We start from the raw sequence: 14,122 nt of genomic DNA, 5'->3' as shown, positions 1-14,122 counted from the left end.
ATTATTTTGCTTCTATGGTAAACGAGCGTGGCTGCGGCGTAGTGGTGGACGGGCCAAACCAGACGTCATAAATCTTCGCCGCCTGGCCGTTTTGTTCAAGCTTCACCAGCTCATCGTTAACCGCCTTCAGTAGCGCGGTTTCACCCTTTTTCACGCCCACGCCGATCTCTTCTTTACTCAGCAGGTCGGGAATGATTTTAAAATTCGCTTTATCCGGCGCGCCCGCCAGCAGACCCGCCAGGATGGTGCTGTCCTGGGTAATCGCCTGTACGTTACCGTTGCGCAGCGCGGTCAGGGCCAGCGGGATATCGTCATAGGCCAGCACGCGTGCCTGCGGGAAGCGCTGATGCAGCGCCTGTTCGCCCGTGGTGCCTTTGACTGCGCCGATACGCGCCCGGCCGTAGTCATCCAGCTTATCGCCAGATTTAGCCGGCACCAGGAACTGCTGGCCGGTCACAAAATAGGGCGTCGAGAAATCAATCACCTGGGCGCGTTCCGGGGTGATGGTAATATCCGCCACGATCAGGTCGGCTTTACCGGACTGCAGCAGCGGAATACGGTTGGCCGGGTTGGTAGCAACCAGCTCCAGCTTCACGCCCAGCGCTTTTGCCAGGGCGTTGGCGAAATCAACATCGTAGCCGACGATTTGGTGGGTATTTGCGTCCACCGAACCAAACGGCGGGTTGGCGTCGAAGGTGGCCACTTTTACCACGCCCGCCGCCTTAATATCCGCCAGCTGATCGGCCTGCGCCACTGTTGCAAATGCGCCACCGAATCCCAGCAGGCCTAAAGCCAGCGCCAGTTTTTTATACGTCTCAATAGGTTGTGCCATAGATTCCTCTGATATCCCTTGTTTTTTATTTTGTCCTGTTACGCTCCCACAATTAATTTCCGCCGCCAAAGACGAATTTATTCTTATTTATCTCAGAAAGGTTATTAGTAAAAGTTATGTTATTGGCAGGTTATCAAGAAGGAATATTCGGCTATTACCGGGAAATGGCAAAACTCCGCCGGAATTCGCATTTCACCCGGCGAATAAACCAGGCTTTACTGCAGGGAAGACAACGACAGGAGGGTGAAAAATGAAACATCGGAGACGACAATCTGACGGCCCGACGGTTTTCCAGCGCCTGACCCGGCTGTGGACCGGTAAGCCGGAGCACAGCACCCGGGGTCTTTTAGAATCCGTTCTGCCGGTTGCCAGCCTTTATGGTGTGGATACGGCCAATATCGACCCGGAGTGGTTCCGTGAACAAAGAACACGCTGAACATCGCCTGACGCGCGAAACTTACTGGAACGAGCTGTGCGAAGCGGTACGTATTACGCGATGCAGATCCGATCCCGCCCGCTTTGCTTGGCCTGATAGAGCGCCGCATCGGCCTGATTAATCACCGCACCCAGATTAAAGCCCGGGCCCATCACCGTACTGTACAAACCAATACTCACCGTCACATTCAGATCCAGTGGGTACGTCGCCTCATGGATCCGCTGCATAATCTGCTGTGCTTCCTCAAAACTTTGCGCCCCGTCGACCCGAGGGAACGCCAGAATAAACTCCTCTCCACCCCAGCGGCACAGCTGCTCATGATGTTTCACCGAGCGGCTAAGGGTTTTTGCCACCTGCTGCAGGACGTCGTCGCCAACCCGATGCCCGTGCTGGTCGTTGATCTGCTTAAAATGGTCGATATCGATAAAGATAATCGAGAAGGGTGTTCCCGTTTCGACCCGTTTTAAATAGCGCTCCTGGGCGGATAAAAAGGCCCGGCGCAGGGTGGTGCCCGTCAGGCTATCAATATCCGCAATATGCTTCAGACGGCGGACCAGACGTCGGTTCTGGGTGATATAGAAGGAGATCATCACGATAGTCAGGGTCAGGATTGCGATACCCATACGCGAGGAGTTGGTCAGATTGAACAGTAGTTCCTGAGGGATCGTATCCTGATACAGCTCAATATGGCTGACGTAAATTACGCTCAGCACTGTCGAGGTATAGGCGCAGAGCAGCGCCATCAGCGTCAGAGAGTAGCGCACGGCGCAGAGGGCCAGCGGCAGCAGGGTCAGCACCACTCCGCCGATGGTAAAGAACCAGGCCAGCCCCACCTGAAAGGTGATCAGTGAGAAGACCAGCAGACCGCTCTGGCGCAGAGACGCGACGGGACGGCGGGCGATACTCAGCAAAAAACTTTTGGTCCGCCGGTAAAACATCAGCGGCAGGATCAGCATAGTGCAGGTCGCGAGCTGCTCGCTAAACCAGAGGATAAAGGCTTCCGACGGGTCCGGCAGTTCAGCGCGTGCGACCAGCAGGTAGTAGGTCAGGGCCCCGGAAAACGCGATTGCGGCGGCACAGGTAAAAAGCAGAATAATCAGCAGATTATGCGATCGCTTAACCACCGCCGGGAACAGTTTCAGCAGTACAATCAGTCCTGCCAGAACGCCCAGGGTATCGCACAGCCCGTAGCGCATCCGATCGAACAGCGGCACCTGGGGCAAAATCAGCTGCGAGGCGCTGATTTGCCCGGCGTAATAGGCCAGCAGCATGGTCGCAATCATCGACACGGTGAGCCCGCTGCGCGGGCGCAAATGAACGCAAAGAGCGAAACCGGATACCGCAACGGGCCATAAAATCGAGAGGCCGCTGTCGTCGTGGATTTGTAAGAAGGTCAGCGCAAGAAAAAAGGCCGCGAAAAAGAGAATACCCATCCGCAGGAGGTGAATAAGGCTCTGGCGGAAGAACGAATTAAAAGGGATTCCGGGCATAGTCTCTGGCCTTTTGGTATGGAGCCTGGCGAATTTTTCAGGCCAATAAGCGCAGGAATTGTATGCCATTACGCCGTAAACCAGAGGCTAGGATGCCCTGTTAGCTACTTTTTTTCTATTCCTTCCGTGATATTTATTGCGCCTCATCGCTCAGCTCAGGCAGCGCCGCCAGATACATCTCCCGCACCTGTTGCGTCACCGGTCCCGGCGTGCCGTCGCCGATGGGCTGTCCGTCGACGGCGACGACCGGCCAGACAAAGGTGGTGGCGGAGCTGATAAAGACTTCGCGGGCCTGCAGCACCTCATCGAGAGTAAACCGACGCTCCTCTACCGTCAGGCCCTGCGCCTGCGCCAGACGCAGAATCGCCTGGCGGGTGATGCCGGGCAAAATAGTGTTGCCGAGCGGGCGCGTGACAATCGTACGATCGCCCTGAACCAGGTAGCAGTTGCAGGCGCTGCCTTCGGTGATATAGCCATCTTCCACCAGTAGCGCATCGTCCGCGCCCTGGGCGTGGGCCAGGGCTTTGGCAAGCGAGGGAGCCAGCAGCTGAACGGTTTTAATATCCCGCCGCTGCCAGCGGATATCCGGGCAGGTAATCACCCGGATCCCGCTTTTTGCCTGGGGTGGGTTGAGTACGGCACGGGCCTGGGTAAAGAGCAGCAGGGTGGGCGGTACGGTGGGTGAGGGGAAGTTAAAATCCCGATCGCCGCTGCTGCCGCGAGTTAGCTGTAGATAGATGCCGCCTTCCAGCAGAGCGTTGTCGGCAATCAGCCTGCGGTGGAGGGCTAGTAGCTCTGCCTTATCGACCGGAAGCTCTAGCTGCAGCTCCCGACAGGAGCGCTGAAGGCGGGCGTAGTGCCCGGCAAAATCGACCAGTCGGCCATTAACCACCGCCGTCACTTCATACACCGCATCGGCGAACAGAAAACCACGGTCAAAAACCGATACCGTAGCCTGGGTTTCCGGCAGCCAGTTGCCGTTAAGATATACCGTGCGGGGCATTGCTCTCTCCTTACCTGCAGTGGGATCGTCGACGGCCAGAATTAATTATGCGTAGTACCGGAAAAATTATCCGGATATATTCCGTAGTCGTCGGGATTATTGCCTTTAAATCGGGACAGGCTTTATTCTGCACGTTACGGCGGCGCTGGCTAATTTTGTTTTCTTATTCTTACTAGCGCTATGGTAGTCTGTGCATCTGTCTGAAATCATTATGACGTTCGCCCATAGCCCGGCAGTTTGCGTAATAAGGTGACCCGGTGACAATAAAAAACCTGGCAGCCATTTTGGGGCTGTCACATTCCACAGTATCACGGGCGTTAAACAATCATCCGGCCATCAGCCAGGCCACCAAAGAGAGCGTGATGCAGGCGGCGCGGGAATATGGCTATATTCCCAATAATGCGGCCAGGGCATTGCGCAATGCCGGTAGCGGCGCGTTCGGGCTGATTATTCCTGATATTCAGAATGACTTTTTTATTGCCGTCACCAATGCGCTGGCCCGTGAGTCGGCGGAAAGCGACTGGCAGATGATGCTGGCGATCACCGACGACCGCCCTGAAACGGAGCTTAATGCCCTGCGGCGGATGATGGCCGCCAGCGTCGACGGCATCATTATTGCCCCTTCGGCCCGGCCGCTGGCAGAAACCGAAGCGCTCATCACCCGCACCCGGGCGGTGCAGCTCCTGCGCCAGCATCCCGGGATCCAGGCGCCAGGCATCGCCATCGATGAGTACAACGGTATCCAGCTGGCGGTGCAGCATCTCCAGCAGCTCGGCCACACCCGCATCGGCTATATCGGTTCCTCAGGCGAACTGAGCACCGGCAGAGCGCGTCTTCAGGGTTTTCTGCAGCAGTTTGCCCCCGGTCAGCAGGCGGCGCTGCGGGAGATTATTCATACCGGCCCGCCGCAGGTTGCCTTCGGCGTTGAGGCTTTCAGCCAGATGATGGACAGTGCCCGACCACCCAGTGCCCTGGTGCTGGGCAGCCAGCGTTACACCCTGGATATCCTGCTGGCGGCAAAGGCGCGGGGTATCCGTATTCCCGAGGATCTCTCCCTGGTCGCCTACGGGGATGTGCCCTGGGGCGGGCTGCTGGAGATGACGTTAACCCGGGTAAGCCTCCCGGCGCAGGCGATCGTCGACGCCTGCCTGGAGCGCATTCGTCAGATTATGGGCGATGAGAGCGATGCCCTTAGCAACGCGATTTTCGCGCCGCAGCTGGTGGAAGGTGATTCCAGCAGGGCGTTATAAAAAAAATGGATGTGTGCCGGGCACACATCCCAATTGAACTACCAGCAGGTTGTACAACGGACACTCAGGCGGATCAGCTAAACTTAGCTAACAGCTGCTCCGCGCCTTTGGTCATCAGCCCCTGATCGGAGCCGATAGCAATCATGGTGAATCCCAGTTCGATATAGCGGCGGGTTTGCGCCTCGTCGGTACAGAGAATGCCTGCCGCTTTACCGGCTGCCCGGATCCGGCGACCGGCCTCTTCAATGGTTTTTACCACCTCCGGGTGCATCGGCTGCCCGATATAGCCCAGGCTGGCGGCCAGATCGCCGGGGCCGATAAAAAAGGCGTCCACGCCGTCAATTGCCGCCATGGCGTCGAGGTTCTCCAGCGCGGCGGTGGTTTCCGGCATCACAATCAGGCAAATTTCCCGATCGCAGGCGGTGGCGTAATCCTTAATCCGGCCAAACTTTGACGCCCTCGGTGCGCCGCAGTAGCCGCGAATACCGTGGGGTGGATAGCGTACCGCCGACACCAGCGCGCGGGCCTGCTCGACGGTGTCGACCTGCGGCACCATCAGGGTATTCACCCCGGCATCCAGATAGCGTTTGATCAGCGAAATATCCTGATTGGGCAGGCGCACCATCGGCTGCGTCGGGCCACCGGCGGCGCAGGCCTGTAGCTGGGCGTAGATATCCCGGTAGTCGCTGGGACCGTGCTCTGCGTCGAGACCGATAAAGTCATAGCCGCATCCGGCGAGGATTTCGGCGGCGATTTCGCTGCCCAGCTGGGTCCAGATCCCAAGCTGAGTGCGGCCATGCAGAATGGCGTGTTTGAAGTGGTTCTGCTCAAGTTCCATGCGTTTCTCCTCTCCTGATTAGCGGGCGAAGGTGGTGGTCACCGTGCCCAGACCGGATATTTCGGCGGTGAAAACATCTCCGGGCGCGGCGGCAATGGCCGGACCCAGCGCGCCGGTGATCACAAACTCGCCCGCACGCAGTGGATTTCCGGCGCGAACCAGCTCGTCCGCCAGCCACTGCAGCGCCGCCAGCGGGTGGCCCAGACAGGCAGAAGCGGAACCTTCGGACACCACCGTATCGCCCCGGCGAGTGACCATCTGGCTGCGGGTGATATCAACCTCCGTCAGCCTGACCGGCCTGGTGCCGAGCACGACCAGGCTGGCGGAGGTGTTATCGGCGATAAAATCGCAGGATTTGACGTTCCAGCCGGTGACCCGGCTGTCGACGATTTCAAAGGCCGGAAGCAGATAGTCGCAGGCGTTGATCATGTCGATGATGGTGTGCCGCTCACGGGTCAGATCCCGCTTCAGTACCACCGCAATTTCTGTCTCCACGCGCTGCTCGGTGAGCGCCCGGCGGACGATCTCCGTGCCTTCGGCCTGGACCATATCGGCATAGAGGGTGCCATAGCAGGGCTGAGACATGCCGAACTGCTGCTGGACCGCCTTACTGGTGAGCGCCAGCTTGCGCCCGACCCGACGACGTCCCTCGGCCTGCCAGATCCGGTCGTTGTACGCCTGGATCATATAGCCGCTCAGGGCATCGTCGGCGGTGAAGTTATCCCGCACCGGCTCACCCGCGCGACCGTTTTCCCAGGCGGCGCGTAGCTGTCCGGCGGCGTGAATAATGGCATTTTCCATCGTCTGGCTCCTTATTTCCCCTGGCCGTCGACCCGGTTCTGCGAGCGACCGGCCAGGAAGGCGTGAATGTTATCCACGGTGGTGTCGAGAATGCGCCCGCGCGCCTCGACCGAGGCCCAGGCGATATGCGGCGTCACCAGGCAGTTTGTTGCCGACAGCAGCGGGTTATCACGCGGCGGCGGTTCCTGAGTCAGGACATCAACCGCCGCACCGGCGATCCGTCCGGCGTTAAGCGCCTGGGCCAGGTCGGCCTCGTTGATCAGGTCGCCCCGCGAGGCGTTCAGCAGCAGCACCGACTTTTTCATTTTGTCGAGGGCGGCGGCGTTGATCATGCCCTGGGTTTTCGGGGTCAGCAGACAGTGGAGGCTGATCACATCCGCTTCGGCATAGAGCGTATCGAGGTCAACATAGCGCACCCGCTGATTCTCCTGGGCCGGATCGCGATACTCGTCATAGGCCAGCACCTGCATACCCAGCGCCTGAGCCACCGCGCCAAACGCCTGACCAATACGGCCGTAGCCGATAATGCCGACGTTTTTCCCGGCCAGCTCCAGCATCGGGTGCAGCCAGTAGCAGAAATCCGTTTTTTCACTCCAGCCGCCCGCGCTGACGTCGGCGGCGTGCTCGCTAACCCGGTTACACAGCGCCAGCAGCAGGGCGGTCGTGAACTGAGCCACGGTAGCGGTGCCGTAGGTTGGCACATTGGCGACGGCGATGCCGCGCGCTCTGGCGGCGGCAAGGTCGATGATGTTATAGCCGGTGGCGGTGACCGCAATCAGCTTCAGATTCGCGCACTGCGCCAGGATGTCGGCCCCCAGCGCCACTTTATTCACGATGACGACCTGCGCATCGCCGATGCGCTCCACCACCTGCTCCGGGGCGGTGTTGTCATACACTTTCAGCGCGCCGATTTTTTCCAGTGCATCCCATGACAGATCGCCGGGGTTCAGTACGCCCCCATCCAGTACCACAAGTTTCATAAGCCTTCCCGTACGGTAAAGGGCAGCGCCATTGGGCGCTGCCGTGTGTTAAGCGCTTTAATGCAGTTCGACCTGCTGATTAATTGCCGTTTGTTTATGATCCAGGGTCCAGACAGCGGCCAGGCTCAGGAGCGCATTCAGTCCAAGCCAGACGCCGACCATGGCGTTGCTGTCAAAGGTGTGGTTCAGCCAGGTACAGATTGCCGGCGTCAGTCCACCCAGCACGGCGGCGGCCACGGCCTGGGCAAAGGAGTAGCCTGCGGTGCGCGCATGAGCCGGCACCAGTTCCACCATTGCCGCCACCTGAACCGAGCTATAACTGGCGTAGATAAAGGAGAACCACAGCTCAAAGACCACAAACTTAGTGACCGTTGGCTCGGCGGCGAGCCAGGAGAGCATCGGCCAGGCGGTGATCGCCGCCGCCAGGGTGACAACAATCAGCATGGTGCGGCGGTTGACCCGGTCGGCAATCATCGCCGTAATCGGCAGCCAGAAGAGGATCGACAGGCCGACAAAGAAGAGGGTAATAAAGCCGACGTGTTCGCCAAGGTTCAGGCTTTTAATAAAGGTCGGGGCATAGGTGGTAACAATTTGCGCCGTCACCGTCGCCATCGCGACCATCCCCATACAGGTGAGGATCACCCGCCAGCCTGAGACCAGGCTGCCGCAGATCTCCCGCATGGTCGGGGTGGTTTTTTTCTTCGCGAAGACTTCGGTTTCCTGCAGATTCGAGCGCAGCCAGAACATCAGCGGGATCACCGCACAGCCCAGCAGCAGCGGGATACGCCAGCCCCAGTCGTGCAGCGCTTCCGTTGACATCGTATTCAGCAGCACCAGACCCACGATGGAGGCGGCCATCACCGCAAACTGCTGAGAACCCGCCTGCCAGCAGGTGTAGAAGGCCCGGCGGTTGCGCGGGGCGATCTCTGCCAGATAGACCACCACGCCGCCCAGCTCAGCACCCGCCGAGAAGCCCTGTAGCAGCCTGCCGAGAATAACGATAATGGGGGCAGCAATGCCGATGCTGGCGTAGGACGGGGTGCAGGCCACGCACATAATGCCGATGGACATCAGTGACAGGGCCATAATCAACCCTTTACGTCGTCCGTGGCGGTCGGTGTAAGAGCCTAAAATAATCGCCCCGAACGGGCGGGCAAAGAACCCGAGGGCGAAGGTCATGAGCGTCAGCATCAGCGAAACATATTCGTTATCCGACGGAAAATAGGCCTGCGAAATATAGCGGGCGTAATAGCCGTACACCATAAAGTCATATATTTCGAGGGCGTTACCGGCGCCAACCTGGACGATAGGTTTGACCTGCATTTTGTGTCTGGCGGCGGGGATTGCCGCGCTACTGTATTCGGCCATTCTTGAATCTCCTGTAGGGGTACAGATTTGAAATTCATCTAAACGGAACAAACAGTTAAAAAACGTCAGGTTGGCTCCTTCACCTATAGATAACGCCTGTTCAGGGTGTCAGGGTCTGGTTATTTTCGCCCCAGTGCCCGGGTGCCGAAGAACGTCAGCGCGTTAGAATCTTCCAGCCGGATGGCCTCGTTCCATTTCGCAGTGCGTTCGGCGCGGGTGATGGAGCCTACCTTCAGCTGTCCGGCATTGAGCCCCAGCGCAAGGTGGACGATGATGTGGTCTTCGGTTTCGCCGGAGCGGGCGGAAACGATCGTGCCGTAGCCAGCCTCTTGCGCTGCGCTATAGGCCTGGCGCAGCTGGCTGATGGTGCCCGCCTGGTTGGCCTTCAATAGCACAGCATTGCAGGCGGATTTCGCCGCGCCGTCGCGAACCCGTTCGGCGCTGGTGACAAAGTAGTCGTCACCAACGATCTGCACTCTGCTGCCCGCCGCTTTGGTAAAGGCGATAAGCCCGGCTTCGTCATCTTCCGCCAGCGGATCTTCAATCGACAGGATCGGATAGCGATCCAGCCAGCCCAGCAGCAGCTCGCACATCCCGTCCGAGTCATACTCCGTGGACTCCAGGGCCAGCCGATAGCGGCCGTTTTTACCAAATTCAGACGAGGCGATATCCAGCGCCAGAGAGACATCCTGCCCCGGCGTAAAGCCCGCACCCTCGATGGCCTGGACCAGCGTATCCAGCGCCTGCTCGTTGCTGGCAAACTCTGGCCACCATCCGCCTTCGTCGGCCACGCCGTGCAGATGGCCGCGCTGGCGCATAATTCGCCCGGCGCTATGATAGACCTCGGCAGTCATCTCCAGCGCCTGCTGGAACGAGGTGGCGCCGTTGGCAATCACCATCAGATCCTGAATATCGATCCGTCGTCCGGCGTGTGCGCCGCCGCCAAAGATCTGGATCTGCGGTAGCGGCATCTCCACTTTTCTGTCACCGGCCAGGTATTTCCACAGAGGCAGTCCGGCGTCACTGGCGGCGGCGTTGAGTGCCGCCATCGAGCAGGCCACCGCCGCATTGCCGCCGAGGCGGGAAAAGGTCCCGGTCCCGTCGAGCTCAATCAGAATGTTGTCGATAAGCCTCTGGTCGTGGATGGCGATCCCCGCCAGTGCCGGGGAGATCTCCCGGCGAATGCGGGTGAGGGCGTGCTGCACGTCTTTGCCGCCCAGTACGCTGCCGCCGTCGCGCAGTTCCACCGCTTCATGGGTACCGCAGGAAGCTCCTGCCGGCGCCATGCCGCGCCCGGTAATACCGTTAGCGAGATGCACCTCCGCCTCGACGGTGGGCCAGCCGCGTGAATCCCACACCCGGCGGGCGACGATATGTTTGATAGTGCTCATGCGCAGATCTCCTGAGTCCAGAATGCCTGGATATGTGATAGCTGAAGGGGTTGCTGTTCCAGTAGCTGGCAGGCGGCGCGTCGTACCCTGGAAGCCGCCTGCTCACTGAGATATTCCACCGGGGATTTACCGTCCACACGGGCCAGCAGCAGGCAGGGCAGCAATGTCGCCACCCGCGCCTCCAGAGCGGCAGACGGTTCCCATTTCGCGCCGCCAAGCCAGGCCTCTCCAAGCTGCCGGAAACACTGCATTAGCCTCTGCTGCGTCTCCGGGTCTTCCGCGTGCGCGGCTTTGAGCAGGAAATGGTTCAGGCAGAACGCCGCATCAAACGCCGGATCGCCGTACCAGGCGCACTCGGCGTCGAGGATCGTCGGACCCGAGGGACCACGCAGAATATTTTTCGGGCTGATATCGCCGTGCACCAGAGCGATACGCGTGTTCCGGGTGCGCTCCAGCACGGCGTGGATCCGCCCGGCATACTGCGGATACTGGCGGGCGATCTCGCCCAGATAGGGGTCGAGACGCAGGGAGAAAAAGTGGTCGTCATACGCAAACTGGCGCGCCAGCTCCTGATTATGCGCGGTGTGGCTGTGGATGCTGCTCAGCAGCTCGCCCAGCCGTGCGGCGAAGTGGCTGTCAATCTCGCCCGCCAGCAGCTGGTTTTTCCAGTTGGGGAAGCTGTCGGCGGGCAGGTAGTCCATCACAAAACAGAGCCGGGATTTATCGACGCCGACAATACGCGGTACCGCCTCTGGCCGGATGGCCGCGATGGTTTTCATCCAGTCGATTTCGGCGAAGACGCGTTCCAGCGGGGCGTGCCACTCTTTGGCGACCTTGAGGGTGGGCAGAGCCTGCTTCAGGCAAAACTCTCCCGCAGCGGTCGCGATCTTCAGGATATTGGACGAGACGCCGCCGGTGAGGGCGGAGACCTGCAGCGGCTGTTCAGCCTGCAGCAGACCCATATTCTGCAGTACGCTGCGTATGGCCTGCCGGTCGGTGGAGAGGTCGATAAAACGCTGTTCCATGATTCACCTGTTTGCCCGTTTTAATGGTCACAATCGGGATCCTGAGGGCGTAAAAAGCCCATCGACCTGCGAGGCCGATCCCGGAAACTGAATCTTTTGGTTGCCAGAAAAAGCGCCGGTTTTGATTCACCGGCTGTTTTCTGAATCACTGCATAGCGGTTGATGCGTTCCCGTATTTCAGGAACGTATTAATTTATGCACACGTGTGCATTGAGGTCAACGCAGGCAAATTTTGTTTTGTGAGGAAGGTGGAAAAAAATAGCAGGCGAAGTAATTATCCCATTGTTTTATAAATGGAATAATTAGTGTGATTTAGATCGTATTTAATAATGTTGGCGCTAACAAGGTAGCGCCTCGAGAGCATCGAAAAGAATGCTTAGCCCGGAAAGAGGGTGGGGAAGTGAGGGCTATTTTCGCCCCTGATAACCGTCCATATAGGTGGTCGTTATTGCGGCGATCATCGCCTTACGTTCCTGCGTGGAGACCGACTTATTGTTGTCGTAATCCTTACCGGCAAACGATGTTTTCCCCCGTACGGAGGCCAGGAACTCATCGCTGGTATAGGAGGCTACACGCTGGCGCACAGCTTCCGCCGTTAAGCCCGCGTCGCGGTCTTTTTTCCCCGCCTGCCAGAACTGGTCGAAGAACGGAACCATCATTCGGGCGGTATCGGCCTTGTTGGTTCTGAAATTAGGGTCAAACCCGTCATCAGCGGCGTAGACATAGTGGCGGGATTCGCGTTCCGCGCTGGTGCCAGGCTGCGTGCAGCCGGAGAGAACAAACAAGGAGAGCAATGCAGAGGCGGCCAGCGCCAGACGAGTTCCATTCATCGGATATTCCCTGATTTAACGGTTTATGCATCAGTGCGTTAGACGGGGAAGGTAGCATAAATGCGTAAAAAACGCACTGCCTGAAATGGCGGGAAAAAAGGGCGTACTGCGAGTGCATGGGTTACGTATGGTGCAGCACGCCCAAAAATTATTCTGTAATCACCGCCCCCGCGTCTTTCTGCAGGACCGGACCCGCTTTCACCGTCACCTTCAGGCCTTTGGTTTCCAGTTCGGCGTTGCGTACCCGGATCCCGCGATCGGCTTCAATGGAGACGTTGGTAAAGTGGAAGCCGCTCAGCGGTGCTTCCGGGGTGCCGATAATATAGGCCGCCGCCTTGCTGTTGCCGGTAGAGGTCAGGTTCTCCACGGTGATATTGCTGAAGTGCGGCGTCTTATGCTGGTCGAACGGCTGCTTCGGATCGCTGTCCGGCGGATAGATCTGCTCCCCGAGGGTAAAGCCACCGGCTTTCAACTGCTCGTCCACTTCGGCCTGCACGATCGGCGCGGCTTTGTAGTAGGCGGAGAACACCAGCGGGACTTCGACATTGTGCATTTTGGTATCGCGGTAGACGATATTCTTCACCTCACCGCCTTTACCCCGTGGGCTCTTAATTCGCAGACCGTACATCGATCCTTCGAAGGTATTATTTTCGACCACCACGTTATTTACGCCGCCGGCGCTTTCGCTGCCGATGGAAATACCCCTGCCTTGTTTCAGGGTATTATTAGCGATATAGATATTGTCGACCACGCCATCCGGGAAACGGCTGTCCGGTTTTTCCGCTTTAATGGCGATATGATCGTCATTACAGTCAATATAGTTATTGGTAATGCGGATATTCTGGCTATCGATTGGGTCGATCGCGTCGGTATTTGGCGCATGCCACGGGGATAAAATACGCGTGCCGTTCACGTCCACATCATGGGAATAGCGCATGACTACGTGGAAGCTGGGGGAATGGGTCAGGGTGACGCCGTCCACCAGGACGTTGCTGGAGCGTTTGATATAAATCAGACGCGGGCGGTCGGTACTGCCTTTTTTACCGGTAGCGCGAATGTTTTCACGCCAGCGCTCCCACCAGACCGCGCCCTGGCCGTCGATGGTGCCTTCGCCGGTAATGGCGACGTTTTTCGCGTCGGCGATGCTGATAAACGGCAGCCAGCCGTTCTCCGCTTCTGCGTATTTGGTTTGCTCATTAGCCCGATAGGCGGCGACTTCCGTCGAGGCGACGATAGTGGCGTCTTTCTCCAGCTTGAGCTGAACATTACTCTTTAAAAATAAGGGGTTGGTCAGGTAGTTACCGCGCGGCACCAGCACCGTACCGCCGCCCGCCTGGGCGCAGTCGTCGATGGCTTTCTGAAAGGCTTCGGTATTCAGGGCAATCTGCAGACGATGGCCTTCAGCGCCATATTGCGTCACGTTGCAAATTTTGTCCGGAAATTTTACATCACTTGCAGCAGAGGCAGAGGTAAAGGGTAATGCGCTGGCAAGACACGCCAACGCGCAAGACAGACCGATCCTGTTTCGCATCTCTATTCCTTATTGAAATAATGTTTCTAAAAATTAACACCATTATTTCTTTTATGTTTTCGAGTAGATCACGCTTTATTCAAAATCGTTAATTTGCCTGGTTTTTGTTGCTATTTTGTGGCCCAGTCGACACGTTTTTCGGGCAAATGTCTATTGCCCTGAGAGGTGGCGCATTTTCATCCGATTCTGAATCAGGAGAGTGACGAGGAGCCAGGAAATAAATCCGGGGAGCTGCCACAGTTTGATTATCATCAGACAGGACGGAGGTGTTTATGGCCTGGCGACCGATACTCTATGTGATTGTGACCGCGTATCCGCTGCGGACGCCGCCGCGGGGGAGACTGGTG

Annotated in this window: 13 protein-coding genes; 2 read left to right on the top strand and 11 right to left on the bottom strand. The window is 58.2% G+C overall.

Going from position 1 to position 14,122, the window contains the following annotated elements; all coding sequences use genetic code 11:
• Position 1: 1 nt before the first annotated feature.
• On the bottom strand, positions 2 to 832 hold the full coding sequence (locus tag EDF81_RS21405) for an ABC transporter substrate-binding protein (protein WP_184999552.1): 831 nt from the start codon (positions 830 to 832) through the stop codon (positions 2 to 4).
• A 250-nt stretch (positions 833 to 1,082) separates the two neighbouring features.
• On the opposite strand from EDF81_RS21405, the gene EDF81_RS21400 reads away from it, so the two are divergent.
• A complete protein-coding gene (locus tag EDF81_RS21400) occupies positions 1,083 to 1,268 on the top strand; it encodes a hypothetical protein (protein ID WP_123350181.1) in 186 nt (61 codons plus the stop codon).
• Positions 1,269 to 1,321: 53 nt separating this feature from the next.
• On the opposite strand, the gene EDF81_RS21395 is transcribed toward EDF81_RS21400, so the two are convergent.
• Complete coding sequence (locus tag EDF81_RS21395; RefSeq protein ID WP_184999553.1) at positions 1,322 to 2,758, bottom strand: GGDEF domain-containing protein; 1,437 nt, start codon at positions 2,756 to 2,758, stop codon at positions 1,322 to 1,324.
• A 133-nt stretch (positions 2,759 to 2,891) separates the two neighbouring features.
• The gene (locus EDF81_RS21390) at positions 2,892 to 3,761 is read right to left on the bottom strand and encodes a D-amino-acid transaminase (RefSeq protein ID WP_123350179.1); all 870 of its coding nucleotides are present in this window, start codon (positions 3,759 to 3,761) and stop codon (positions 2,892 to 2,894) included.
• Between the two features lie 257 nt (positions 3,762 to 4,018).
• Here EDF81_RS21390 and EDF81_RS21385 point away from each other — a divergent pair, with 257 nt between their 5' ends.
• A complete protein-coding gene (locus EDF81_RS21385; RefSeq protein WP_123350178.1) occupies positions 4,019 to 5,011 on the top strand; it encodes a LacI family DNA-binding transcriptional regulator in 993 nt (330 codons plus the stop codon).
• Between the two features lie 73 nt (positions 5,012 to 5,084).
• Here EDF81_RS21385 and EDF81_RS21380 read toward each other — a convergent pair whose 3' ends face one another.
• The 8 genes from EDF81_RS21380 to EDF81_RS21345 form a co-directional block, all read right to left on the bottom strand.
• On the bottom strand, positions 5,085 to 5,849 hold the full coding sequence (locus EDF81_RS21380) for an HpcH/HpaI aldolase/citrate lyase family protein (RefSeq protein WP_123350177.1): 765 nt from the start codon (positions 5,847 to 5,849) through the stop codon (positions 5,085 to 5,087).
• An 18-nt stretch (positions 5,850 to 5,867) separates the two neighbouring features.
• A complete protein-coding gene (locus tag EDF81_RS21375) occupies positions 5,868 to 6,650 on the bottom strand; it encodes a 2-keto-4-pentenoate hydratase (RefSeq protein WP_123350176.1) in 783 nt (260 codons plus the stop codon).
• 11 nt (positions 6,651 to 6,661) lie between these two features.
• The gene (locus EDF81_RS21370) at positions 6,662 to 7,630 is read right to left on the bottom strand and encodes a D-2-hydroxyacid dehydrogenase (protein ID WP_123350175.1); all 969 of its coding nucleotides are present in this window, start codon (positions 7,628 to 7,630) and stop codon (positions 6,662 to 6,664) included.
• Between the two features lie 57 nt (positions 7,631 to 7,687).
• Positions 7,688 to 8,998 (bottom strand): tricarballylate/proton symporter TcuC, encoded by a 1,311-nt coding sequence (gene tcuC / locus EDF81_RS21365; protein ID WP_123350174.1) that lies wholly within the window; start codon positions 8,996 to 8,998, stop codon positions 7,688 to 7,690.
• 119 nt (positions 8,999 to 9,117) lie between these two features.
• Positions 9,118 to 10,389 carry a phosphopyruvate hydratase gene (gene eno, locus EDF81_RS21360; protein ID WP_123350173.1) on the bottom strand — a complete coding sequence of 424 codons (1,272 nt, stop codon included), beginning with the start codon at positions 10,387 to 10,389 and terminating at the stop codon, positions 9,118 to 9,120.
• Positions 10,386 to 11,414 carry a phosphotransferase family protein gene (locus EDF81_RS21355; RefSeq protein WP_123350172.1) on the bottom strand — a complete coding sequence of 343 codons (1,029 nt, stop codon included), beginning with the start codon at positions 11,412 to 11,414 and terminating at the stop codon, positions 10,386 to 10,388. The genes eno and EDF81_RS21355 overlap by 4 nt, the downstream gene beginning before the upstream one ends.
• 407 nt (positions 11,415 to 11,821) lie before the next feature.
• Complete coding sequence (locus EDF81_RS21350) at positions 11,822 to 12,244, bottom strand: Exc2 family lipoprotein (RefSeq protein ID WP_123350171.1); 423 nt, start codon at positions 12,242 to 12,244, stop codon at positions 11,822 to 11,824.
• A 148-nt stretch (positions 12,245 to 12,392) separates the two neighbouring features.
• On the bottom strand, positions 12,393 to 13,775 hold the full coding sequence (locus tag EDF81_RS21345; RefSeq protein WP_123350170.1) for a glycoside hydrolase family 28 protein: 1,383 nt from the start codon (positions 13,773 to 13,775) through the stop codon (positions 12,393 to 12,395).
• Between the last annotated feature and the right edge of the window lie 347 nt (positions 13,776 to 14,122).

The organism is Enterobacter sp. BIGb0383, assembly GCF_003751845.1.
Lineage (GTDB): Bacteria > Pseudomonadota > Gammaproteobacteria > Enterobacterales > Enterobacteriaceae > BIGb0383.
This window is presented reverse-complemented; position numbering and strand designations above follow the sequence as displayed.

What these genes read in the sequence shown, in the direction of transcription:
- EDF81_RS21405 (WP_184999552.1), bottom strand. Translation starts at nt 832, where the DNA reads ATGGCACAACCTATTGAGACGTATAAAAAACTGGCGCTGGCTTTAGGC.
- EDF81_RS21400 (WP_123350181.1), top strand. Translation starts at nt 1,083, where the DNA reads ATGAAACATCGGAGACGACAATCTGACGGCCCGACGGTTTTCCAGCGC.
- EDF81_RS21370 (WP_123350175.1), bottom strand. Translation starts at nt 7,630, where the DNA reads ATGAAACTTGTGGTACTGGATGGGGGCGTACTGAACCCCGGCGATCTG.
- EDF81_RS21375 (WP_123350176.1), bottom strand. Translation starts at nt 6,650, where the DNA reads ATGGAAAATGCCATTATTCACGCCGCCGGACAGCTACGCGCCGCCTGG.
- EDF81_RS21390 (WP_123350179.1), bottom strand. Translation starts at nt 3,761, where the DNA reads ATGCCCCGCACGGTATATCTTAACGGCAACTGGCTGCCGGAAACCCAG.
- tcuC (WP_123350174.1), bottom strand. Translation starts at nt 8,998, where the DNA reads ATGGCCGAATACAGTAGCGCGGCAATCCCCGCCGCCAGACACAAAATG.
- EDF81_RS21350 (WP_123350171.1), bottom strand. Translation starts at nt 12,244, where the DNA reads ATGAATGGAACTCGTCTGGCGCTGGCCGCCTCTGCATTGCTCTCCTTG.
- eno (WP_123350173.1), bottom strand. Translation starts at nt 10,389, where the DNA reads ATGAGCACTATCAAACATATCGTCGCCCGCCGGGTGTGGGATTCACGC.
- EDF81_RS21395 (WP_184999553.1), bottom strand. Translation starts at nt 2,758, where the DNA reads ATGCCCGGAATCCCTTTTAATTCGTTCTTCCGCCAGAGCCTTATTCAC.
- EDF81_RS21345 (WP_123350170.1), bottom strand. Translation starts at nt 13,775, where the DNA reads ATGCGAAACAGGATCGGTCTGTCTTGCGCGTTGGCGTGTCTTGCCAGC.
- EDF81_RS21380 (WP_123350177.1), bottom strand. Translation starts at nt 5,849, where the DNA reads ATGGAACTTGAGCAGAACCACTTCAAACACGCCATTCTGCATGGCCGC.
- EDF81_RS21355 (WP_123350172.1), bottom strand. Translation starts at nt 11,414, where the DNA reads ATGGAACAGCGTTTTATCGACCTCTCCACCGACCGGCAGGCCATACGC.